Consider the following 21,593-nt stretch of genomic DNA (forward strand, 5'->3'; position numbering starts at 1 on the left):
ATGTGGACATGCTGGATCGATCACGATCTTGGGGTGAGATCGGTCGGCTCGACCCGAACTCGTCGCCGCCCTACTCCTGGCCTGTGCGCCACCGGCGCGGGTGTCCGGCTGCCCATTGGGTTGATCGACTCGGCTTCCTGAAACTCGGGGTGTCCAGGTCGGGTGGATGGGCCGGTTTCCTGAATGTCGAGTCGATCATGGGATCGTCGAGCGTCGAGCGTCGGAGAACTTTCGGCAACTACCGCCGAGCCCTCGGCCCGCCGTAGCGCCACCCGAACAGCCCGAGCGCCACCCGCACGATTCGAGGGCCACCCAGACGCCCCGGACAGCGCGCGAGCACGGACAGCGCGCGAGCACGGACAGCGCGCGAGCACGGACAGCGCGCGAGCACGGACAGCGCGCGAGCACGGAGACCGGCGCGGCGGAATGCGCGGGCGGGGCGGCGCCGGGGCGCAGGTTGACGCATCGAGGCTGGCTGATCAGAATGGGCTACGGAGCCAGGTAGGGCCACCGGTACGAGGGCGACGAAGGCGGGACACCGCTGTCGAGGGTCACCGGTGCGCTTCCGCGAGTGACCACGTCCGCGTGACATGGGCCGTCGCGCACTGTCCGCGTACCCGAAAAAGGGCCGTGACGTGCGGACGGCCGCCCGCCGACGTCGTCATCGGACGACGTCGGACCTCCGAAGTGGAGCGTGAATGTTCCGTCCCAAGGCTCTCGGCGGTGCGCTGACCGCGCTCGCCACTGTCGCGGCTGGCGTGTTCCTCGCCACCGCCGTCAGCACCACCCCGGCCGTCGCCGCTGGCACGGGCACCGGGTACCTGCACACCAACGGCAACCAGATCGTGGACAGCACCGGTGCCACGGTGCGGCTGACCGGCATCAACTGGTTCGGCATGGAGACCGACAACAAGACCTTCCACGGGTTGTGGTCGAACAACCCGTGGCGGGGGCAGCTCGACACGATGGCCCGGCTGGGCTACAACACGTTGCGGGTGCCGTACTCGAACGACGCGCTGAAGCCGGGCGCGGCCGCCACCGGGATCAACGACTTCGTCAACCCGGACCTGATCGGGCTGTCGCCGTTGCAGATCCTGGACAAGGTGATCGACTATGCCGGCAGCAAGGGCATGCGGATCATCCTGGACCGGCACCGGCCGACGTCGGCCGGGCAGTCGCCGCTGTGGTACACGTCGACGGTCTCCGAGGCGACGTGGATCAACGACTGGAAGATGCTCGCCCAGCGGTACGCGGGCAATCCGACGGTGATCGGCGCGGACCTGCACAACGAGCCGCACGCCGAGGGCACCAACCCGGCGGCCACCGGCGCGTGCTGGGGTTGCGGCGACACGACGCGGGACTGGCGGCTCGCCGCCGAGCGGGCCGGCAACGCCATCCTCGGTGTCCAGCCCAACTGGTTGATCTTCGTGGAGGGGGTGAGCTGCCCGAGCGGTGGTCTCTCCAACGTCTGGGACAACGATCCGAGCAACGACGAGGACTGCGGTTGGTGGGGCGGCAACCTGTCGAAGGCGGGTCAGTTCCCGGTCCGGCTGAGCGTGGCGAACCGGCTGGTCTACTCGCCGCACGAGTACGCCACCTCGGTCTACCGGCAGACCTGGTTCGACGCCCCGGACTACCCGGCGAACATGCCGGCCATCTGGGACAAGTACTTCGGTTACCTCTACAAGCAGAACATCGCCCCGATCATGATGGGTGAGTTCGGCAGCACCCTTGTCGACCCGAAGGACACGGTGTGGTTGGAGAAGCTGATGGCGTACACCGGCACCGGGGTCACCGGGATGTCCTTCACCTACTGGTCGTGGAACCCCAACTCGGGTGACACCGGCGGCATCGCGCTCGACGACTGGACGAACGTCAACACCGCCAAGCAGGCGATCCTCCAGCCGTACCTGATCGCGCCGTCCGGCGGCGGGCCGACCGGCGGACCGACGACCGGCGGACCGACCGGTGGGCCGACGACCCCGCCCCCGGGTGCCTGCACGGTCACCTACCGGCAGGTCAACGCCTGGCAGGGCGGTTTCCAGGGCGAGGTGACGGTGAAGAACACCGGTACGGCCGCGGTGAACCCGTGGTCGGTCACCTGGAGTTGGCCGTCCGGGGTGACGCTGGGCAGTGGCTGGAACGCCACGGTCACGCAGTCCGGCACGACCATCACCGCGGCCGCGCCGAGCCACGCCCCGTCCCTGCCGGCGGGCGGGTCGGTCACCGTGGGCTTCACGGCCAACGGCACGGCCAGCACCCCCGCGACGGTGAAACTCAACGGCGCCAGCTGCTGAGCCGCCAGGAGGTGCTGGTCGGCCTCCGACACACGCCCCGGGACGGTCGATGCGGTGCGCACCGCATCGGCCGTCCCGGCCATTTACATCCAGCTGCTTCTATGTTTTTATCGGGAAAACGCTTGCCTCTCCTGGCTGGCGCGAGCGCGGGAGCCGCTTTCCTTCACGTACGTGCACTGGCGGGCCCGAGGACCACAGGTCCCGGCCACCACTCGCCGCCCACGGGCATGGGCGTCGCGACGGTCCGTCCGCCTGATCGAAAGGAAGCAGCATGCGCACAGGACGGCGTCGAATGACGCTGATCGCCACCACCGCCGCAGCCACCGCCAGCCTCGTCACCGCCGGCCTGTTGACCTCCGTGTCCGCGCAGGCGGCCGCCGGCTGCCGGGTCGCCTACTCGGTCGCCAGCCAGTGGCCGGGCGGCTTCACCGGCAACGTCACTGTCACCAACCTCGGCGACCCGGTCGCCGGCTGGACGCTGCGCTGGTCGTACGGGGCCGGCCAGCAGGTCAGCCAGGCGTGGGGCGCCACCGTCTCGCAGAGCGGGGGTCAGGTCTCCGCCGCCAACGTCGACTACAACGCCAGCCTGGCGACGAACGGCAGCACCTCGTTCGGCTTCAACGCGAGCTGGAACTCCGCCAACCCGGACCCGGCAAGCTTCACCCTGAACGACGTCGCGTGCACCGGCGGCACCACCGCCCCGACGACCCCGGCCAACCCCACCAACCCGGGCACCCCGACGACGCCGCCGATCCCGAGCGACCCGCCGCCCAGCGTCCCGCCACCGACCGGTCTCGTCGGCTGGGCCACCCAGAACGGCGGCACCACCGGCGGCGGCGGCGCACCGACCACCACCGTCACCACCGCGTCGGCGCTGACCAGCGCACTGAACGCGACGGGCGCCGCGGTGATCCGGGTGTCCGGCACGATCTCCTGCTCGGGCATGCTGCGGGTCCGGTCCAACAAGACCATCCTCGGCAACTCCGGCGCGACGATCGCCGGCTGCGGGCTCAACATCAGCGGTGACCGCAACGTGATCATCCGGAACCTGACCTTCCGGGACTGGAACGACGACGCGATAAACGTGCAGGAGTCGGCCACCAACATCTGGATCGACCACAACACCTTCAGCAACGGCTACGACGGCGCGGTCGACGTCAAGCGCGGGTCGGACTTCGTCACCGTGTCGTGGAACCGGGTCTTCAACCACGACAAGGCCATGCTGCTCGGCCACAGTGACGACAACGGCGCGCAGGACACCGGCCACCTGCGGGTGAGCTACCACCACAACTGGTTCGACGGCAGCAGGCAGCGCAACCCGCGGGTGCGCTTCGGCAACCCGGTGCACGTGTTCAACAACTACTACCGGGCCAACGGCGGCTACGGCGTGGCCTCCACCGAGAACGCCGGCGTGCTCGTCGAGGGCAACTACTTCGAGAACGTCAGGGACACGTACCACCTCGGCGAGGCCGACTCCGGGCCGGGCCGCCTGGTCGCCCGGAACAACCACTTCGTCAACTCGCCCGCCGGGCAGACCGGCGGCAGCGTGGCCAGCATCCCGTACTCGTACCAGCTGGACACCGCCAGCAACGTCAAGTCCATCGTGACGGCGGGCGCCGGCGCCGGCCGGATCACCGTCTGACCGAGGAAGGGCCCCTCGACGAGGGGCCCTTCCGTGCGCTCAGTGGGTGGCGCAGCCGGCGGTGGGTGCGGGCGCGACCGGCGGTGCGCCGATCGTCGGCAGACCGAGCAACACCCCGGGGGTACGCGGGGAGCGCCCCGCCTCGGCCGCGTCGCCGGCCCGGGTCCGTCGGTGCGCCACCGGTGCCCCGTCGGCGTTCAGGTGGTGCGGTGCGGCGTACGTGATCGCGGTGTGCACGATGTCGCCCGGCCGGATCTGGCCGGCCAGCGACTGCCCGCCGGGAACCTCGGTCGCGAAGTGCACGAGCCGACCGTCGCGGGCCCGACCGGACATCCGGCCGGTCCGCTCGTCCTTGCGGCCCTCGCCGAGGGCGACCAGCACCTCGACGGTCTCCCCCACCAGCCGCTTGTTCTCCGCCCAGGTGATCTCCTCGACGCATTCGACCAGCCGCTCGTAGCGCTCCTGCACGACCTGCTTGGGCAGCTGGTCGTCCATGGTCGCGGCGGGGGTGCCGGGGCGCTTCGAGTATTGGAAGGTGAAGGCCGAGGAGAACCGGGCCTCGCGGACCACGTCCAACGTGCGCTGGAAGTCGGCCTCGGTCTCGCCGGGGAAGCCGACGATGATGTCGGTGGTGATCGCCGCGTCCGGCATCGCCGCACGGACCTTCTCGATGATCCCCAGGTAGCGCTCGGAGCGGTAGGACCGGCGCATCGCCTTCAGCACGTCGTCGGAGCCGGACTGCAGCGGCATGTGCAGTGAGTGGCACACGTTCGGCGTCTCGGCCATCGCGGCGATCACGTCGTCGGTGAAGTCCTTCGGGTGCGGGCTGGTGAACCGCACCCGCTCCAGCCCGTCGATGTCGCCGCAGGCCCGCAACAGCTTGCCGAAGGCGTACCGGTCGCCGAACTCCACACCGTAGGAGTTGACGTTCTGCCCGAGCAGGGTCACCTCCAGCACGCCCTCGTCGACCAGGGCGCGCACCTCGGAGAGGATGTCGCCGGGACGGCGGTCCTTCTCCTTGCCGCGCAGCGCCGGCACGATGCAGAACGTGCAGGTGTTGTTGCAGCCCACCGAGATCGACACCCAGCCGGCGTACGTGGACTCGCGGCGGGTGGGCAGGGTGGAGGGGAAGACGTCGAGGGACTCCAGGATCTCCACCTCGGCGGCGGCGTTGTGCCGGGCCCGCTCCAGCAGCACCGGCAGCGCACCGATGTTGTGGGTGCCGAAGACCACGTCCACCCAGGGTGCCTTGCGGACGATCTCGCCCCGGTCCTTCTGGGCCAGGCAGCCACCGACCGCGATCTGCATGCCGGGGTGCTTGTCCTTTACCGGACGCAGTCGACCGAGGTTGCCGTAGAGCCGGTTGTCGGCGTTCTCGCGGACGGCGCAGGTGTTGAAGACGACGATGTCCGGGGTGTCGTCGGCCGGCACCGCGCGTACGTAGCCGGCCTGTTCGAGCAGGCCGGAGATGCGCTCGGAATCGTGGACGTTCATCTGGCAGCCGTACGTCACGACGTTGTAGGTCCTAGCCACCCTCTTGGTGCCCCTTCCCCTCGGGCTACCAGGGTAGCGGCCCGTTTGGCGGCCCCCACCCACCGGCATTGACCCGGCGGCCCATGGCGGGCATCCACGGCGGGCAGTACGCTGCACAACAAGAATGTGTTCTGGGCGATTTCGGGGGCTTTGCACTCAGCGCCGACGATGCGCGGCACCGTTCACGGGGGAGCACATGACGACCCGCGGGAGGCCAACCGTGACGCGACAAGATGCGACACAGCGCACCGTCACCACTCCGGACGGGCGGCGTCTCGCGGTGGAGACCTCCGGCGCGCCCGACGGGCCCCCGGTCTTCCTGCTGCACGGCACCCCGGGCAGCCGCAGTGGCCCCCGACCCCGGGGCATCGTCGTCTACCGCCTCGGCGTGCACCTCGTCTGCTACGACCGGCCCGGCTACGGCGACTCCGACCGGCAGGAGGGCCGGCGGGTGGCCGACGCGGCGGCCGACGTCGCGGCGATCGCCGACGCCCTCGGCATCGAACGATTCGCGGTGGTGGGCCGCTCCGGCGGTGGGCCGCACGCCCTGGCCTGCGCGGCACTGTTGCCGGACCGGGTCACCCGGGCCGCCGTGCTGGTGGGGCTCGCCCCGGCCGGAGCGCCCGACCTGGACTGGTACGCGGGCATGGCCGCGACGAACGTGACGGACTACGGGCAGGCCGACGAGGACCTGACCGAGCTGACGCTCAACCTGAAGATCCGCGCCGAAGAGGCGCGACGGGACCCGATGACGTTGCTGGACTTCCTCCGCCCGCAGTTACCCGACGAGGACATCCGGGTCGTCGACGACGTCGCGATCCGTCGACTGCTCACCGACATGTACGCCGAGGCGCTGCGACACGGCCCCGAGGGCTGGATCGACGACGTGTTGGCGATCCGCCGGGGCTGGGGGTTCGACCTCGCCGGCATCCGCGCGGAGGTCCGGCTCTGGCACGGCGAGCAGGACCGCTTCTCCCCGGTGGAGCACTCCCACTGGCTCGCCTCGCGGATCCCGCGCGCCGAGGTCCAGGTGCAGCCCGGCGCCGCCCACTTCGGGGCGGTGGAGATCCTGCCGCAGACCCTGACCTGGCTGGTCACGCCGGCTCTCGCGACCAGCCCGCAGATCTGAGCGTCCGGCCCGGCACGCCAGGGCCGGCGGGCCGGACACCCCGTCAGATCGTGTGCGGGTCGATCACCCGGACGACGAACCGCCGCTCGCGCAAAGTCTGCACTGTCGGATGCTCCAGGCCGATCACCTCGGCCAGCCGGTCCGCCACCGCGCCGACGTCCTCGGCCGAAGCGCCGTCGCCCGCGCGCCTCGACACCAGGGCGAGGTCACCGAGGCAGCGCAGCGTGTCGGGGTGGTCCGCACCGATCACCGCCGCCAACCGGCCGGCGGCCTCCCGCAGCCGGTCCCGCGCCGACTCCAGCTCACCCTCCTCGGCGAGGCACACCGCCTGGTTGACCTCCGCCGCGAGGGTGTGCGGGTGGTCGGGGCCGAGCACCTTGCGCAACTCGCCGACCGCCCTAGCCGCCGACGCGAGGGCGTCCGGCCGGCGTCCGAGGGCGCGCTCCGCCGCCGAGATGTTGCTCACCGTCGCCAGGGTGTGCGGGTGCTCCGGGCCGAGCCGGAGCAGCTCCTCGTACGCCTGGCGCACCGCGGTCATCTCGGTGAACGCCCGGGCCGCGTCGCCGACGGCCAACAGGTTCGCCGCACGGCTGGACCGGCAGGCCACCGTGTCCGGATTGTCGGGCCCGAAGCGTTCGTCGAGCTCACGGAAGGCGGTCTCGAACATCGGCGCGGCCTCGCTGCCCCGACCGGAGCTGCGCAGCGACACCGCCAGGTTGACCTGGGCGGCGAGGCTCTGGCCGTCGTCCGGCCCGAGCACCTCGCAGTACGTCTCGTACACCGTGCGCAGCAGGGTGGCCGAGCGTTCGTACTCGCCGGCCTCCCGCAGGTCGCTGCCCAGCCGCACGGCGGAGACGAGCGTGTAGGGATGGGTGGGGCCGAGCACCAGCCGCCGCCGCTGGTGCACCTCGTCGTCCCACCGCCGGGCCGACCGGTAGTCGCCGACCAGCCGGTACGAGACGGCGAGGTTGTTGGCCGCGCTCAACGTCCGTGGGTGGTCCTCGCCGAACACCTGCAGCCAGGACGCGTAGGTGGACCGGTCCCGTTCCAGCGCCTCGGCGTAGCGGCCGAGGGCCCGCAGGTCACCGCCGAGGCTGCCGGCGGTCATCAGACTGTGCGGGTGCAGCGGGCCGAGCAGCCGGCGTTGCTCGGCGAGCACCGCCTCGTCCAGGTCCCGGGCCTCGTCGAACCGGCCCAGGCTGCGCAGGATGTTCGCCCGGTTGAACCGCAGGTGCAGCAGCTGTCGGCCCAGCGCCGACGCCTCGACCTCGTCGTGCGGGTCGCCGAGCCGGGCGCTCCAGGTGTCGTCCACCTCCTGGCTGAAGACGTCGGCCTGGTCCAGACCACCGCGCTGCCACAGATAGCGGACCCGGTCGATCAGGAGCTGACACACCGACTCGTCCGGGCAGGTCAGCGCCTCGGAGACCTCCAGATGCGGCCAGAGCATCCGCAGCCGGGCCCAGGTGGTCGGGTCGTCCACGTCGCCGCGTGGCCGGGACGCGGCCAGCACCAGGTGCACCTGGTGTCGGGCGGCGGTGATCTCGTCGTCGGTCATCCGGTCGCGGACCACGGCCTGCAACAACCGGTGCACCTGCACCCGACCGCCCTGCACGTCGAGCTTGAGCAGGGCCAACCGGTTGATCTGCTGGACCAGGGCGCCACGCACCAGCCGCTCCGACACCGACGGGTCGAACGGCACGAGGGCCGCCGCCATCTCGTCGCTGTAGATGAGTTCGAGGGCGATCTCCGGTGCCAGCACCGAGCAGAGCTGCAACAACCGGTACGCGGCCGGCGCCTGTTCGAGGAGCCGGTTCAGCGACAGGTCCCAGGTCGCCTCCACGGAGAGCGCGCTCGGCCCGTGCCGCTCGATCTGCCGCAGATAGTCGGGAACCGACGTGCCGGTGTCCGCCAGCCAGGCACCCGCCGCGGCCACCGCGATCGGTAGGTCGCCGAGCGCCTCGGCCACCCGGTCGGCCTCCTCGGCGCTGATCGTGGGCACCCGCTGGGCGAGGTGCGCGACGCTCTCGGTGCGGTTGAAGACGTCCACCTGGATGGGGTTCGCCCGATCACCCCAGGCGCGGTTGCGGGAGGTCAGCAGGACGTGGCCGGGGCCCTGCGGCAGGAAGGGCTCGATCTGGTCGAGCTCCTCGGCGTTGTCCAGTACGACGAGCCACCGCTCGTACGGCTCACCACGGCCGAGCACCTGCAACACGGATCGGACCGTGTCGGGCAGGGTGGGCCCGACGAGGATGCCGAGGCGACCGGCGAGGTCGGCGAGGGCGGTGTCGACGAACTGCGGCGGGTCCGCCACGATCCACCAGACCACGTCGTACGCGGCCCTGAACCGGTGCACGTACTCCAACGCCACCTGTGTCTTGCCGACGCCGCCCATGCCCTGCAGGGCGACCGGCAGCACCACGGCGCTGCCCCCGCTCTGCAACTGCGTGCGCAGCCGTGCCAGGTCGTCCTCCCGGCCGGTGAACCGGGCGTTCCGGTTGGGCGCGTTGAAGATCAGCGGCTCGGTGCCGGGATAACGGGTCGCCCCGGCCGCCGGACCGTCCGCCGACGACGGCACCGGCCGGCCGACCAGCCGCAGCACCCGCTCCACGGCTGTCGCGGCGCTCACGTTCACCAGGTTCGTCGAACTCTGGGCCGGAAACTCGGCAAGTGGGCGCAGGTCGGCGACGTACACGGCGAGGGCCGACGAGCCGGTGCTCGTGTCGCGGTCGGGCAGACCGCCCGACGGCGTGGCCACGTAGGCCGGTGAGACCACGGTCAGCGTGCGTGGCGCGGGCGTACCTGCGGACCCGACGGCGGCCGTGGGCTCCACCACCCGCAGCCCGGCCGAGCTGAGCACCCGCTCCAGCCACTCGGCCCAGATGGCGTCCTCCGGCGCGCACCGGAGCACGATCTGGTCGTCGATCGCCTCGGTACGCCGACGGAAGCGGGCCTTGCCCCGCTCCCGCACCGACTCGTCCATCACCGGCAGCGCGGTGACCGCCCCGTCGGTGAGGATCCCGGTCAGCGTCTCGAACGCGGCCAGCAGCGACGTCGGCGAACCGGGCGGGTCGCCGAAGGTCGCCAGGGTCTCCTCGTACGCGTAGAACGGCCGGTAGGGAACCTCCACCGCGGCCCAGTAGCGCCGCCGTTCCGCCTCGGTCATGCCCGCCGGCAACCCGGCGAAGCGGCGCATGGCCAGCAGGCGACCCGCCTCGGCCCGCTCCTTCTCGGCCTGGTCGACCCGCATCGGCACCGGCAGGACCCGGATGTCGCGCCGCCGGTACCGGTCCCGCACCGAGTGCGCCACCCGGGCCGCTCCATCGATGCCCTGGTCGCTGAGCGTGAAGCAGTCGACGAGGGTGTCCGGCAGGTGCAGGGTGCAGATGTCGGCGACGTCGCTCAACCCCGTCCGGCTGTCGATCAGGGTGTAGTCGTACTGGCGCTTCATGTCCGCCCGCAGCGCCTCGAAGAACTGCGCCCCGCCCAGCCGGTTGTAGAAGTTGTCCCAGTCCAGGCCGCTCACCGAGACGGCGTAGTCACTGTTTTGCCGGCCGGCGGAGAGGAAGTCGAGGCCGCCGCCGTCGGGAAAGTTCCACCGCAACGAGAACGCGTGCCGCCCGACCCGGGCGTACTGCTCCATCCAGCGATCCGGTCGGTCGTCGACCCGGGTGGTCTCCCACTCGTAGTCGCGGATCATGTCGATCACGCCGCTGGTGCCCTGGATCGCATCGGCGTCCAGGAACGGATGGAAGAAGCGGTGCAGGCCTGGTGACTCGAGATCCCAGTCGGCGACAAGCACCCGGCGGCCGCTGGCCGCCAGGATCCAGGCGACGTTGGCCAGCGCCATCGTCCGGCCCGTCCCACCCTTGAACGAGTAGAAGGTGACGACCTGGCCTTCGCGATCGTTGTTCATCGGTCTTCTCCGTGGGGACGCGGTGGGGCCGGATCAGCGGGCGGGGACACGGGGTCGGGCGTGCCGGTGGAGCCGGCGGCGGGCAGGCCGTCGCGCAGGCTCGGCACCGGTTCCGGCGGTGGTTCGAAGGGGACGACCGGGCCGTACTTGAGGAACTGGCGGCGGGCCTCGGTGACCAGCGCCGGCATCAGGTCGACGAACTCCGGCATGCTGCACGCCCGCTTCACCTGGGGCAGGCCGGCGTCGTGCAGCAGGCGCGTCACCTCGGTCGCCCAGTGGGTCGCGTCCTGGGTGTCGTCGTCGTCGGTGACCACCAGCGGCACGACCCACTCCCGCAGGCCGTGCAGCATCCCGGCGAGGATCGCCGACGCGTCGGGCGCCGCCGCGACCCACGGGTCGACGAGCAGCACCGCCGGTCGGTGGTCGAGCAGGCCGGCGGCCTGTGGGAAGTCCTCCGTGCGGGCGGACAGCCCGAGGCGCTCGGCGGTGCTGACCGCGTACTCGGCGGCGGGGAGTTCCTGGCGTCGCCCGTACGGCCGCCAGAGCCGGCCGCTCGCCGCGTAGCCGGCGGGGTCGCGGTTGGCCGGAAGGCGGTCCCGGGTCGGGGCCAGGACGGCGACGACGAAGTCCGGGTCGGACGGGCTCGGGCGGGCGACCTCGTCGAGGCCTGGCGCACGGGACGGGCCCAGCGGTCGCCGCTCGGCGGTGTGCACGATCCGACTGGCCAGGCGGCTCAGCAGCAGCTCGTACTGCGCCCGGTAGGAGGCCAGCATGCAGAAGGCGCGCAGGCCGTCCTCGGCGTACTCCGGGACGTCCCGGCCCAGGTCCAGTGCGCCGTCCAGCTCGGGATGCGCCTCCCACGGGGGAAACGGGATCCACAACACCGGGCTGAGGTGACCGGCGGTGAGCCGGGCCGAACCGGCGGCGGCCAGCCGGGCCCGGAAGGACTCCTGCTCGCCCAACGCCCACGGGCGGCTGAAGTAGCCGGGCGAGTAGAGCGGCACGAAGACCTCGGCGTCACCGAGCGCCTCGGCGAGAGCCGCCTTCCAGTCGGCGCCCAACGGAATGTGCTGGTCGAAGAAGCCGATCCGCATCCCGGCCACCGGCCGCGCCTGACGCCGCACCTCGTCGGCCAGGTCGGTGAAGAACTGCCCGACCCACACGTCGGCGTCGGCCCGCGCGCCCGGGGCCGGCGCCGAGTGGGCATAGCTGAGGAAGAAGTACGTCCCTCGTGCCGCCGGTCGGCGGCGGTCCCCCGGCGGGCTCACCCCGGCTCCTCGGCGAACCGGTTGCACAGCTCGTCGGCACTCGCCGGCACCCAGGGCTCCACCAGGTAGGAGCGGTGGATCGCCACGATCCGCTGCGCGAGCCGCCAGACCACCGCCCGGTACGCGTTCTCCCACTGCATGGTCAGCAAGCCGTAGACCCCATCCCGCTGGTAGTGCACCGCGATGTCGGGATCCGGCATGGCGGTCGGGGAGAACCGTTGGATGTCGCGCAGCACCCGGGGCAGTGCGGTGCCGTTCGTCGGCGACCAGGTGACCGGCACGATCGCCGTCTCGTGGGCCGAGGCGGAGCTGTGCCGCCCGACGATCCGTCGGCGGGAGAACGCGTCCCACTCGCGGCCACACCACTCGCTGCCGAGCAGCGCACTGGACACCAGCGGCACGAAGACCTGGCAGGTGCCGGCGGCCTCCAGAAGCTCCGGGCTCCAGCGTTCCCCGCCCGCGATGGAGCTGTCCAGGAAGCCGGCGTCCAGCCCGGTCACCGGACCGACCAGCTCGCTGACATGCACGGACAGGTCCTCGAAGAACCGGGAGACGTACTCGGCGGGCTTGCCGGTGGCCCGGCCGACCGGCGCCCTGGAATAGCTGACGAAGAAGAGCGGGGCGCGCGTTCTGGAGGGTGCGTCCGCTGTGCTCACCGCTGCCCCTCCGCCCTCCCCACGCGGCCGGACCATCAGCGTAGACCCCGCGTCAACGTCGCGCCGCCAGCCGGTTCGCCGCGAACCAGTCGACGGCGAAGTCCACTGTGGCACGTGCCGGCAGCAGGCGCGCTCTCGCCCGGCCGACCCGACCGTGCCGAACGAACGAAGCGTCGTCGAGCGCGGCGCCCACCGTGGGAAAGTCGCGGTCGTCCAGGTCGAGAGCGCGGAAGTCGAGGCGGACCCGACGCCCGTCGACGAGCCGGAAGCAGTGGTAGTCGCGCTCGGGCGCCGGCACCGGCAGCCGGTATTCCGCCAGGTGCAGGGCACTACACGCCTCGTAGCCGAGGCCCAGCAGCAGGATCTGCCCGTCGGCCGCGTAGAGGCCACCGATCGGTGAGCGTTCGCCCAGGTGACAGGTGAGGTCGTGGTCGTCGGTGAGCTGCCGGGCACGAGGCCCGAGCGCGGCGAACGAGGTCTGCGGATGATCACTGCGGACGGCTCCGGGGGCGCACCTGACGTACTCGGCGAGCGCACCCATCCGCTGCGAGGGGGTGCTGCGGCGGTCCCAACCCGGCAGCGCCGCCTCGTACCGCTCGCGCTGCTCCCGGTCCATCCCGGCGGTGGCCGCCAGGTGGGCCCGGGAGGTCGTCGAGTTGCCGTCGGTGTGGGTGGGCACCAGCAGCGTGCCGGCCGAGCCGAGGACGTCGCGCAGAGCGTTGGCGAGCGTCGCCGGCCCGGCCTCCAACGGGCCCACCCGACGCAGGCCGCAGTGCACCACGAGGCACGCCCCCGGGCGGACGCCCAACGCTCGCAGATCGTCGGCGAGGCGAGGACGGCCCAGGAAGGGCAGATGCCGCTCATCGGGACCCGACACGGGTCTCCTCAAGGGCGTGCCGCAACTGGCCGACGAACCGCTCACCCACCGCGGTGAGCGACCGACTGGCCAGCAGCGCGTCGACGCCGTCCCGGGTCCAGCCCAGGTAACGGTCGGCGTGCGCCGACGCGGCACCCCCGGTGCTGGCCGCCCGGGACTGCCACACCCGGGTCACCGCCAGGTGGGCGTACACCCCTTGCAACACGCCCTCCGGTGGCCGCGGATCGGGACGCCAGGGCACCCTGATCCGGGTGCCCTGGCCGGGTTCGACGAGGTCGTACAGGTCGAGCGCGGCACCGAGTTTCGCGTGCTGCCACTCGTGCACGAGCAGCACCGCCATCGTCTCCGGGTCGGAGTGCGGGGTCACCGCGACCGCGCCGAACGCGTGCCGCGCGGTCGCGCTGCGCAGCGGGCGCACCGGGTCGGGTGTCAACGGCACGACAGCGCGCAGACCGCCGTCGAGCGCCGCCGCGTGCGCCGGCACGTCCCGCTGCACGACCCGCCAGGCCTCGGCCACGGTACGCCCCAACGCCCGCGCGGCCGGGTCCGCCAGGCGGGGTGCCACCGGCTGGCCGTAGCAGTCCCGGTAGGGGTCGCCGTCCTCGATCAGCAACCAGCCACCGGGCACCGACACGTCGCGCGTCGGTCGCCAGCCGGCGGACAACTCGACCGGGTCGAGGAGCACCGTCCGCTCGGCGCTGCCGCCGCGGACCCGGAAGCCTCCCCGCAGGACTGTCACCTCGGCGCTCTCTCCCAGGCCGGGCAGCACCAGACCGCCGTGTGTGGGCAACGTGATCGCGTCGGCCCGCACCGGGACGTGCACCGCCGCCGGGACGCCGGCCCGGATCGCCGCCGCGACGGCGAGCGCCGGCAGCGGGTCGACCGCCCGTCGGGCCGACGAGTCGAGGCGGTGCACCAGCCAGGGTCGGACGAACGGGTGCTCGAGGACCGCCCGGACCGCCTCCGGTGCCGCCTGGTCGAGATGGACGAGCAGCTCCCAGGCGGCCGTGGAGCCGGCCCGGTCCCGGCAGGCCACCAGCAACGCCCGGGTGATGGAGAGCTGGGTGGCGGCGAGCAGCCCCAGCGTCTCCGTCGACCCGTGACCGGTCGCCAGGTCGTCCAGCAGGTCGTCGGCCGGTGCGGCGGGCGGCGGTTGGCGCGCCGGCCGCGGGTACGCGTCGACGCTGTCGACGAGGCGGAGCAGGTCGGCGCAGTACACCGACGGGTTGTCGAAGCCGGAGCCGGTGCGCCAGCGGTGGGCGTACAACCCGCCGCCACACCTGTCGACCACCGGACAGGCCCGGCAGGTCGCGCAGAGCCCGGCCACACCCTCCTGCCGGACGGCGACACCGGGGTGCCGGGCCGCCTCGTCCACCGACTGGCCGAACACGTCGAACCCGGTGCCCGCCGCGCCGTGATAGGCCGTCTTCAACGAGTCGACCTGCTCCCAACTGCCGTCCGCCTCGATCACCAGCACGTCGGCCGGGGCGAGGCCGAACGCCTCGGTGCCGCCGCCACCGGGCCGCAACGCCTCGAACAGCCGAATCGACATCGGCCGACCCTCGTCAACCCACCGCCGGTGCACCCGAACCAGCCAGTCCGCGTACGGGGTGGGCCCGGGACCGGGGCGTGGCGGTGGGTTGTCCCAGGTGGCGTGCGGCAGCAGCAGGTCCACCCGGGGAGGGCTCTCGGCCAGCAGCGCCTCGTACACCCGGTCGGGGTCGTTGCGGACGTCGACGGTGCAGAGGATGCCGGCGTAGCTGGCGCGGTGCTCCGGCCGGCGGAGCAGGGCCAGCGCCCGCCGGACGTGGTCGTGGCTGCTGCCGCCGTGGGCGAAGACCCGGTGCCGGTCGTTTGCCGCGCGGTCGCCGTCGAACGACACTCCGACCTGCACGTCCTCGTCGACGAGGAGCCGGCACAGCTCATCGTCGAGCAGCACGCCATTGGTCTGCATGCGCAGGTCGAGTCGCGTCCACGGCGTGATCGCCGTCCGCAACTCGGCCAACACCTCGCGCAGCCCGGCAGCGCCCAGCAGCAGGGGCTCACCCCCGTGCAGCACCACGTGCACGACCGGCAACGCGTGCTCGCGGGCGTGCTCGGCGATGCGTCGTGCGGCGGCCCGGACCGTGGCCGTCGACATCCGCACCGGCCGACCCCGCCAGGTCTGGTCGGCGTGCTGGTAGACGTAGCAGTGGTCGCAACTCAGATCGCACCGGCTGTGCACCTTGAGCACGAACTGGCTGATCGGCCGGCACGACCCGCCCACCGCGGGTGGCCCGCTCCGGCCGACCATCATCTAGATCGACGAGTTGAAGGCGGCGACGGGCACGCTGTCGGACGGTGCGGTCTCGTCCACGACGACGCGCCGGCGGACCGCCTCGACCAGGTCGGCGTGCTCGGCGGCGATCCGCGCCAGCGGGGTGTGCAGGCTTCGGGTGAGGTTGTCGAGGTCGGGACGGGTGGTGCGGGTGGGGGCATGGTCCACAATGAGTCTCCGAGGGCCCGGGCGCCGGAAGCGCGAGCGGCGATAATTGCGCGAAAGGCTCTGGTCCGTGACCAGGATAGACAAATATCGACCCAGTGTCACCGTCGGTACAACCACCGGCACCCCGGGTGGTGATCCGAGGCGCCGGCAGAGGAGGAACCCACATGTGCCGGAGCATCAAGACGTTGCGTGAACCGTTCACCCCGCAGGTGACCGACGCGGACGTCGAGGCGGCGGCGTTGCAGTACGTCCGGAAGATCTCTGGCTTCCGGGCGCCCGCCGCACACAACGCCGCCGCGTTCGACGCCGCGGTGGCCGCCGTGACCGCGGCGACGCGCGACCTGCTCGACCAACTGGTGGTACGGGGCGCCGGATCGGGCACCGCGGACCGGCAGGCCGCCGCCAGCTGATCGCGGGCACGGACCGACCGGTCGCCGTCGCGCCCGCGTCGAGGGCTCGCGGGAGCGGACCGACTCGCGCTTGCGGCTTCCGGTCGGACCCGCCCCCTGGCGGGTCAGGCCGCGGCGAGCGCCGGGACGACGGTGTCCGGCGCCCAGCGTGACCGGTGGCACTGCGACCAGCCCCGACAACCCGGGTCACCGAGCGAGCAGAGCCGGTGCCTGCTGAGCACCTCGCCATCGTCGGTGTCCCGCACGTCGAAGTGCACCGGACGGACCGTGCCGTCCGGCGCGACGAGCAGATGCCGCCCCGCGTCGAGCGTGTCGTCACGCAACAGGCAGTTGCGGCCCAACAGTCGAGCGAGCGCGGCGATGCTGGCGTGCTCGGAGAGCCGCTCGGGCACCCCGTAGCAATCCACGACAGTCGCGAACTCGCCCGGCGCCTGCCAGACGTCACACACCACCGCGTACGCCGGCAGCCGGGCCGGGTCGGCCACCGCCAACGGCATCACCACCCGGCCAAGCGCCTCGGCCAGCGCCGGGTAGACCTCCACGGGTCGAGCCCCGTCGATTCTCCAGTTCCACAGCTCGGTCATTCCGCCTCCTCGCTGCGTTCGTCCCACCGGCCTCCGGATCGGGCCTTACACACGATGGTGGGGGGCATTTGACCCCAGCCGGGGGCAAGTTACCGGTCTGTGACCATTCCGGGCAAAATTTCCCTGAGCCGCATTGCTCGGAGTAGCGGGAAGGTGACAGTTTATCGGCTATGGTGCGCCAACCGCACCACCGCCGCCGCGTGTCCGACGAGCGCCCCTCGCGTGTCCGGCGCGCGCCCCTCGCGTGTCCGGCGCGCGGTGACCGCCGCATCTCCGGCGTCGACCTGGGGAAAGTCAGCGCAGGACGACCAGGTGCTCGCCGCGCGGCAGCAACTCACCCACCACGGGCGCGCCGGGAATCTCACCGGCGACCAGCAGGCCGCCGGAGGTCTGCGCGTCGGCCAGCAACAACCGCTCGTCCTCCCCCACGGCGCCGAAATCCGTCCACGGGGTCACCCACTCCAGGTTGCGCCGGCTGCCGCCGCTGACGTACCCGTCGCGCAGCGCTTCGCGCGCACCGGACAGGTAGGGCACGCGGGCCGTGTCGATGGCCACCGTGAGCTGGCTGGCCCGGGCCAGCTTCGAGGCGTGCCCGAGCAACCCGAACCCGGTCACGTCGGTGCCACAGCGGATGCCGGCGGCGACCGCGGCGCGGGCCGCGTCGGAGTTGAGCGCGCTCATCGAGGCCACCGCCTCCGGAAAGCTCTCACCGGTGGTCTTGTGTCGGGTGTTGAGCACCCCCACCCCGAGCGGCTTCGTCAACGACAACGGCACGCCGGCACGCCCGGCGTCGAGGGTGATCAACTCCTCCGGGCGGACCGTGCCGGTGACCGCGAGACCGTACTTCGGGCCGTCGTCGTCCACGCTGTGCCCGCCGGCCAGGTGACAGCCGGCCTCCCGAGCCACGTCCTGGCCGCCGCGCAGCACCTCGCCGGCCAACTCCATCGGCAGCACGTCGCGCGGCCAGCAGAGCAGGTTGAGCGCGAGCAACGGGGTGCCGCCCATCGCGTACACGTCGGAGAGCGCGTTGGCCGCGGCGATCCGACCCCAGTCGTACGCGTCGTCGACCACCGGCGTGAAGAAGTCGGCGGTGCTGACCAGGCCGGTCCGCTGATCGAGGCGCACCACCGCCGCGTCGTCGCCGTGGTCCAACCCGACGAGCAACTCGGCGGTCCCGGTGGCCGGGCCGAGACCGGACACCATGACCTCCAGCTCGCCCGGCGGGATCTTGCAGGCGCAGCCACCACCACGGGCGTACCTGGTCAGCCGTACCGGTTCGGTCATGCCCCCATGATCTCGACAGCAGGCCACGATCGCCACCGTTGGGGCCCGTGGGATGACCGGAATCGGACGTCCGACGACGATCGTGACCGGTGTTATCGCTCCGTGACCCGCTGAGTTGCATTCCTCCACATCAGGCCGCCTACAGTGGCCGCACCGGGGGTCAACCGACCCCGATCCGGGAGACGACAGGGGACGGTGGACGACGTGACGACGGGCGAACCGCTCATCGTGCTGGACGCGGTCAACAAGTGGTTCGGGCCGCTGCACGTGCTGGACGACGTCTCGCTGTCGGTGGGTCGGGGTGAGGTGGTCGTGGTGATCGGCCCGTCCGGCTCCGGCAAGTCGACGCTGTGCCGCGCCATCAACCGACTGGAGCCGATCAACTCCGGCACCATCACCTTCGACGGCCAGCCGCTGCCGGCCGAGGGCAAGCCCCTCGCCAAGCTGCGCAGCGAGGTGGGGATGGTCTTCCAGTCCTTCAACCTCTTCGCGCACAAGACCATCCTGGAGAACGTCACCCTCGGCCCGATCAAGGTCCGCAAGGAGAAGCCGGCCGCCGCCCGCGAGCGCGGCCTGGCCCTGCTCGACCGGGTCGGCATCGGCAACCAGGCGGACAAGTTCCCGGCCCAGCTCTCCGGCGGGCAGCAGCAGCGCGTGGCGATCGCCCGGGCGCTGGCCATGCAGCCCAAGGCGATGCTCTTCGACGAGCCCACCAGCGCTCTGGACCCGGAGATGGTCGGCGAGGTGCTCGACGTGATGACCTCGCTGGCCCGCGACGGCATGACCATGGTCGTGGTCACCCACGAGATGGGCTTCGCCCGGCACGCGGCCAACCGGGTCATCTTCATGGCCGACGGCAAGCTCGTCGAGGACGCCTCCCCGGCGGAGTTCTTCGAGAACCCGCGCAGCGAGCGGGCCAAGGACTTCCTCTCCAAGATCCTCACGCACTAGGCGTCCGTAGTGGAGCGCGCCGCACCTCGGTGGGCTCCGTCGAAGAAGGAGAAGAGTATGCGTATCAAGCGCATTGCGGCAGTCGCCGCGGTCGCGACCCTGGCCGTCACCATGACCGCCTGTGGCGGGGACGAAGGCGGCAGCACCGGCAGCTCGGGCGCCAAGGGCATCGTCGGCAAGGCGGAGAAGCAGAAGAAGCTCGTCATCGGCGTCAAGGCCGACCAGCCTGGCCTGGGCCTGCAGACCGGCAGCCAGTACGAGGGCTTCGACATCGAGATCGGCAAGATCATCGCCAAGGGCCTCGGCGTCGACGCGAACAACATCGAGTGGAAGACGACGGTCTCCAACAACCGGGAGCCCTTCATCCAGCAGGGCACCGTCGACCTGGTGGTGGCCACGTACACCATCAACGACGAGCGCAAGCAGAAGGTCAACTTCGCTGGCCCGTACTTCATCGCCGGCCAGGACCTGCTCGTCAAGGCCGACTCGACGATCACCGGCCCCGAGGGCCTGGAGGGCAAGAAGGTCTGCTCGGCCTCGGGATCCACGCCCGCCAAGCGGATCCAGTCGGATTACCCGAAGGCCAAGCTGCAGCAGTTCGACGCGTACTCGAAGTGCCTGCCGCTGCTGGAGAACGGCCAGGTCGACGCCGTCACCACGGATGACATCATCCTCGCCGGCTACGCCGCCCAGTCGCAGTACGCCGGCAAGTTCAAGGTGGTCGGCAAGACCTTCTCCAGCGAGCCCTACGGCATCGGCCTGAAGAAGGACGACAAGGACGGCTGCGAGAAGGTCAACGAGATCCTCAAGGCCGCCGCCTCGGACGGCACCTACAAGGCCGCCTGGGACACCAGCCTGGGCAAGAGCGGCAAGGCCGCGCCCGAGCTGGACACCACCAAGCTGACCAACTGCGGCAGCGTCTGACCGGTCCCGAGGGCCGACATCCGATCACGGGTGTCGGCCCTCGGCCCGTGACGACGCCGACGACCTGCCCCTGGGAGCCGACGCATGGACGTATTCGCTGATCCGACGAACTTCGACGCCTACCTGTCGGGCTTCGTCTGGATCCTCAAGCTGACTGGCGCGTCGGCGTTGCTCGCGCTGATCCTCGGCCTGGTGCTCGCCGCCATGCGGGTGTCGCCGGTCCCCGTGCTGCGCGGCTTCGGGACGGCCTGGGTCAACATCTTCCGCAACACACCGCTGACCCTGGTGGTCTTCTTCTGCTACTTCGGGCTCTACTCCAGCCTCGGTCTGAGCTTCTCCGACGACCTGGACCTGAACAACTACTGGCTCGGGGTCGTCGGCCTGTCGGTCTACACGGCCTCCTTCGTCTGCGAGGCGCTGCGCTCCGGCGTCAACACGGTGCCCACCGGGCAGGCCGAGGCGGCCCGCGCGATCGGCCTCACCTTCGTGCAGACCCTGCGGATCGTGGTGCTGCCCCAGGCCACGCGCTCCGTAATCGCGCCGCTGGGCAGCATCCTGATCGCGCTCTGCAAGAACGCCACGATCGTCGGCACGATCGGGTTGATGGAGTCCTCAAACGTGATGAAGCAGCTGATCAATGACAACGGCAACGCGGTCATCATGATCTTCCTGGTCTTCGCCGGCACCTTCGCCGCGTTCCTGATCCCCACCGGCTACGCCTTCGGCTGGCTGGCCAACCGACTGGCGGTGAAGCGCTGATGAGCACCGACTCCGTCCTGTACGACCACCCGGGGCCTCGGGCACGCATCCGCAACGCGGCACTGACCGTCGTCTTCGGGGTCGCCCTGGCCGGGCTGCTCTGGTGGGTCTACGCGAAGTTCGACGAGGCGGGCCAGTGGGACGGGCAGCTCTGGAAGCCCTTCACCGAGGCCGCGACGTGGACCCAGTTCATCGGGCCCGGCCTGCTCGCCACACTCTGGGCGGCCGCGGTCGGCATGGTGCTCTCGTTGGCGTTCGGCATCATCTTCGCGGTCGGCCGGCTCTCCGAGCGTCGCTGGATCAGTATTCCGTCCGGCGCGGTGGTCGAGTTCTTCCGGGCCGTACCACTGCTCCTCATGATCTTCTTCATCTTCTACGGCGTGCCGTTCGTGATCGACGGGCCGGTGAGCAACTTCTGGGCCGTCGTGATCGGGCTGACGTTGTACAACGGCTCGGTCCTCGCGGAGGCGTTCCGGGCCGGGATCCGCTCGCTGCCCGGTGGTCAGTCCGAGGCCGCGTACGCGATCGGCATGCGCAAGAGCCAGGTCATGCAGCTGATCCTCGTGCCGCAGGCCGCCCGGGCGATGCTGCCGGTCATCGTCAGCCAACTCGTGGTGCTGCTCAAGGACACCGCGCTCGGCTACATCGTCGCCTACCCGGAGCTGCTGCAACGCGGGGTCAACGACCTCGCCGCGAACAAGGGCAACATCGTCGCCGCGGCCATCGTGGTGGCCGCGATCTACATCGTGATCAACTCACTGCTCACCGCGCTCGCCAACTGGCTGGACCGGCGCAGCCGGCAGCGCGGGTTCCGCTCCCAACGACGGACCGCCACCGACGCCACGCCGGTCAGCGAACCGCAGGGCTGACCGACGCTTGTC

At 71.3% G+C, this 21,593-nt stretch carries 17 protein-coding genes; 8 read left to right on the forward strand and 9 right to left on the reverse strand.

Annotated features, from left to right (window positions below; translation table 11 throughout):
- Positions 1 to 698 precede the first annotated feature (698 nt).
- A complete protein-coding gene (locus tag ACGFIQ_RS01510) occupies positions 699 to 2,297 on the forward strand; it encodes a cellulase family glycosylhydrolase (protein WP_393237621.1) in 1,599 nt (532 codons plus the stop codon).
- A gap of 271 nt (positions 2,298 to 2,568) precedes the next feature.
- Positions 2,569 to 3,939, forward strand: coding sequence for a cellulose binding domain-containing protein (locus ACGFIQ_RS01515; RefSeq protein ID WP_393237624.1), 1,371 nt, complete (start codon positions 2,569 to 2,571; stop codon positions 3,937 to 3,939).
- 39 nt (positions 3,940 to 3,978) lie between these two features.
- Here ACGFIQ_RS01515 and miaB read toward each other — a convergent pair whose 3' ends face one another.
- A complete protein-coding gene (miaB, locus tag ACGFIQ_RS01520; RefSeq protein ID WP_393237627.1) occupies positions 3,979 to 5,472 on the reverse strand; it encodes a tRNA (N6-isopentenyl adenosine(37)-C2)-methylthiotransferase MiaB in 1,494 nt (497 codons plus the stop codon).
- A 220-nt stretch (positions 5,473 to 5,692) separates the two neighbouring features.
- On the opposite strand from miaB, the gene ACGFIQ_RS01525 reads away from it, so the two are divergent.
- Complete coding sequence (locus ACGFIQ_RS01525; RefSeq protein ID WP_393237630.1) at positions 5,693 to 6,601, forward strand: alpha/beta fold hydrolase; 909 nt, start codon at positions 5,693 to 5,695, stop codon at positions 6,599 to 6,601.
- Positions 6,602 to 6,644: 43 nt separating this feature from the next.
- Here the strand turns inward: ACGFIQ_RS01525 and fxsT are convergent, their stop codons facing one another.
- Genes fxsT through fxsA form a run of 6 tightly spaced genes read right to left on the reverse strand, consistent with a single transcriptional unit; the run spans position 6,645 to position 15,800 of the window.
- Positions 6,645 to 10,514 carry an FxSxx-COOH system tetratricopeptide repeat protein gene (fxsT, locus tag ACGFIQ_RS01530; RefSeq protein ID WP_393237633.1) on the reverse strand — a complete coding sequence of 1,290 codons (3,870 nt, stop codon included), beginning with the start codon at positions 10,512 to 10,514 and terminating at the stop codon, positions 6,645 to 6,647.
- Complete coding sequence (locus tag ACGFIQ_RS01535) at positions 10,511 to 11,782, reverse strand: TIR-like protein FxsC (RefSeq protein ID WP_393237636.1); 1,272 nt, start codon at positions 11,780 to 11,782, stop codon at positions 10,511 to 10,513. The genes fxsT and ACGFIQ_RS01535 overlap by 4 nt, the downstream gene beginning before the upstream one ends.
- Positions 11,779 to 12,438, reverse strand: coding sequence for a TIR-like protein FxsC (locus ACGFIQ_RS01540; RefSeq protein WP_393237639.1), 660 nt, complete (start codon positions 12,436 to 12,438; stop codon positions 11,779 to 11,781). The genes ACGFIQ_RS01535 and ACGFIQ_RS01540 overlap by 4 nt, the downstream gene beginning before the upstream one ends.
- Positions 12,439 to 12,490: 52 nt before the next feature.
- Complete coding sequence (locus ACGFIQ_RS01545; RefSeq protein WP_393237642.1) at positions 12,491 to 13,315, reverse strand: aminoglycoside N(3)-acetyltransferase; 825 nt, start codon at positions 13,313 to 13,315, stop codon at positions 12,491 to 12,493.
- Positions 13,299 to 15,611 carry an FxsB family cyclophane-forming radical SAM/SPASM peptide maturase gene (locus ACGFIQ_RS01550; RefSeq protein ID WP_393237645.1) on the reverse strand — a complete coding sequence of 771 codons (2,313 nt, stop codon included), beginning with the start codon at positions 15,609 to 15,611 and terminating at the stop codon, positions 13,299 to 13,301. The genes ACGFIQ_RS01545 and ACGFIQ_RS01550 overlap by 17 nt, the downstream gene beginning before the upstream one ends.
- A complete protein-coding gene (gene fxsA, locus ACGFIQ_RS01555) occupies positions 15,612 to 15,800 on the reverse strand; it encodes an FxSxx-COOH cyclophane-containing RiPP peptide (RefSeq protein WP_393237648.1) in 189 nt (62 codons plus the stop codon).
- Between the two features lie 164 nt (positions 15,801 to 15,964).
- Here fxsA and ACGFIQ_RS01560 point away from each other — a divergent pair, with 164 nt between their 5' ends.
- A complete protein-coding gene (locus tag ACGFIQ_RS01560; RefSeq protein ID WP_393237651.1) occupies positions 15,965 to 16,210 on the forward strand; it encodes a DUF2277 family protein in 246 nt (81 codons plus the stop codon).
- Between the two features lie 104 nt (positions 16,211 to 16,314).
- Here the strand turns inward: ACGFIQ_RS01560 and ACGFIQ_RS01565 are convergent, their stop codons facing one another.
- Positions 16,315 to 16,794, reverse strand: a complete 480-nt coding sequence (locus ACGFIQ_RS01565; RefSeq protein ID WP_357072812.1) for a hypothetical protein — start codon at positions 16,792 to 16,794, stop codon at positions 16,315 to 16,317.
- A gap of 294 nt (positions 16,795 to 17,088) precedes the next feature.
- Positions 17,089 to 18,078: a selenide, water dikinase SelD gene (gene selD / locus ACGFIQ_RS01570; protein ID WP_393237654.1), complete on the reverse strand. Its 990-nt coding sequence runs from the start codon at positions 18,076 to 18,078 to the stop codon at positions 17,089 to 17,091.
- A gap of 195 nt (positions 18,079 to 18,273) precedes the next feature.
- Between selD and ACGFIQ_RS01575 the strand changes: the two genes are divergently transcribed.
- The 4 genes from ACGFIQ_RS01575 to ACGFIQ_RS01590 all read left to right on the forward strand — a co-directional run bounded on the left by ACGFIQ_RS01575 (position 18,274) and on the right by ACGFIQ_RS01590 (position 21,581).
- Positions 18,274 to 19,029 (forward strand): amino acid ABC transporter ATP-binding protein, encoded by a 756-nt coding sequence (locus ACGFIQ_RS01575; protein WP_357526236.1) that lies wholly within the window; start codon positions 18,274 to 18,276, stop codon positions 19,027 to 19,029.
- A gap of 57 nt (positions 19,030 to 19,086) precedes the next feature.
- Positions 19,087 to 19,953: a glutamate ABC transporter substrate-binding protein gene (locus ACGFIQ_RS01580; RefSeq protein WP_393237659.1), complete on the forward strand. Its 867-nt coding sequence runs from the start codon at positions 19,087 to 19,089 to the stop codon at positions 19,951 to 19,953.
- A gap of 84 nt (positions 19,954 to 20,037) precedes the next feature.
- A complete protein-coding gene (locus ACGFIQ_RS01585; RefSeq protein WP_393237662.1) occupies positions 20,038 to 20,712 on the forward strand; it encodes an amino acid ABC transporter permease in 675 nt (224 codons plus the stop codon).
- Positions 20,712 to 21,581 carry an amino acid ABC transporter permease gene (locus ACGFIQ_RS01590; protein WP_393237665.1) on the forward strand — a complete coding sequence of 290 codons (870 nt, stop codon included), beginning with the start codon at positions 20,712 to 20,714 and terminating at the stop codon, positions 21,579 to 21,581. Before ACGFIQ_RS01585 ends, ACGFIQ_RS01590 begins: the two co-directional genes overlap by 1 nt.
- Positions 21,582 to 21,593 lie beyond the last annotated feature (12 nt).

It is taken from the genome of Micromonospora sp. NPDC048898 (assembly GCF_043198035.1).
Classification (GTDB): domain Bacteria; phylum Actinomycetota; class Actinomycetes; order Mycobacteriales; family Micromonosporaceae; genus Micromonospora.

What these genes read in the sequence shown, in the direction of transcription:
- ACGFIQ_RS01510 (WP_393237621.1), top strand. Translation starts at nt 699, where the DNA reads ATGTTCCGTCCCAAGGCTCTCGGCGGTGCGCTGACCGCGCTCGCCACT.
- ACGFIQ_RS01515 (WP_393237624.1), top strand. Translation starts at nt 2,569, where the DNA reads ATGCGCACAGGACGGCGTCGAATGACGCTGATCGCCACCACCGCCGCA.
- fxsT (WP_393237633.1), bottom strand. Translation starts at nt 10,514, where the DNA reads ATGAACAACGATCGCGAAGGCCAGGTCGTCACCTTCTACTCGTTCAAG.
- ACGFIQ_RS01550 (WP_393237645.1), bottom strand. Translation starts at nt 15,611, where the DNA reads ATGATGGTCGGCCGGAGCGGGCCACCCGCGGTGGGCGGGTCGTGCCGG.
- ACGFIQ_RS01560 (WP_393237651.1), top strand. Translation starts at nt 15,965, where the DNA reads ATGTGCCGGAGCATCAAGACGTTGCGTGAACCGTTCACCCCGCAGGTG.
- ACGFIQ_RS01565 (WP_357072812.1), bottom strand. Translation starts at nt 16,794, where the DNA reads ATGACCGAGCTGTGGAACTGGAGAATCGACGGGGCTCGACCCGTGGAG.
- selD (WP_393237654.1), bottom strand. Translation starts at nt 18,078, where the DNA reads ATGACCGAACCGGTACGGCTGACCAGGTACGCCCGTGGTGGTGGCTGC.
- ACGFIQ_RS01580 (WP_393237659.1), top strand. Translation starts at nt 19,087, where the DNA reads ATGCGTATCAAGCGCATTGCGGCAGTCGCCGCGGTCGCGACCCTGGCC.
- ACGFIQ_RS01585 (WP_393237662.1), top strand. Translation starts at nt 20,038, where the DNA reads ATGGACGTATTCGCTGATCCGACGAACTTCGACGCCTACCTGTCGGGC.
- ACGFIQ_RS01590 (WP_393237665.1), top strand. Translation starts at nt 20,712, where the DNA reads ATGAGCACCGACTCCGTCCTGTACGACCACCCGGGGCCTCGGGCACGC.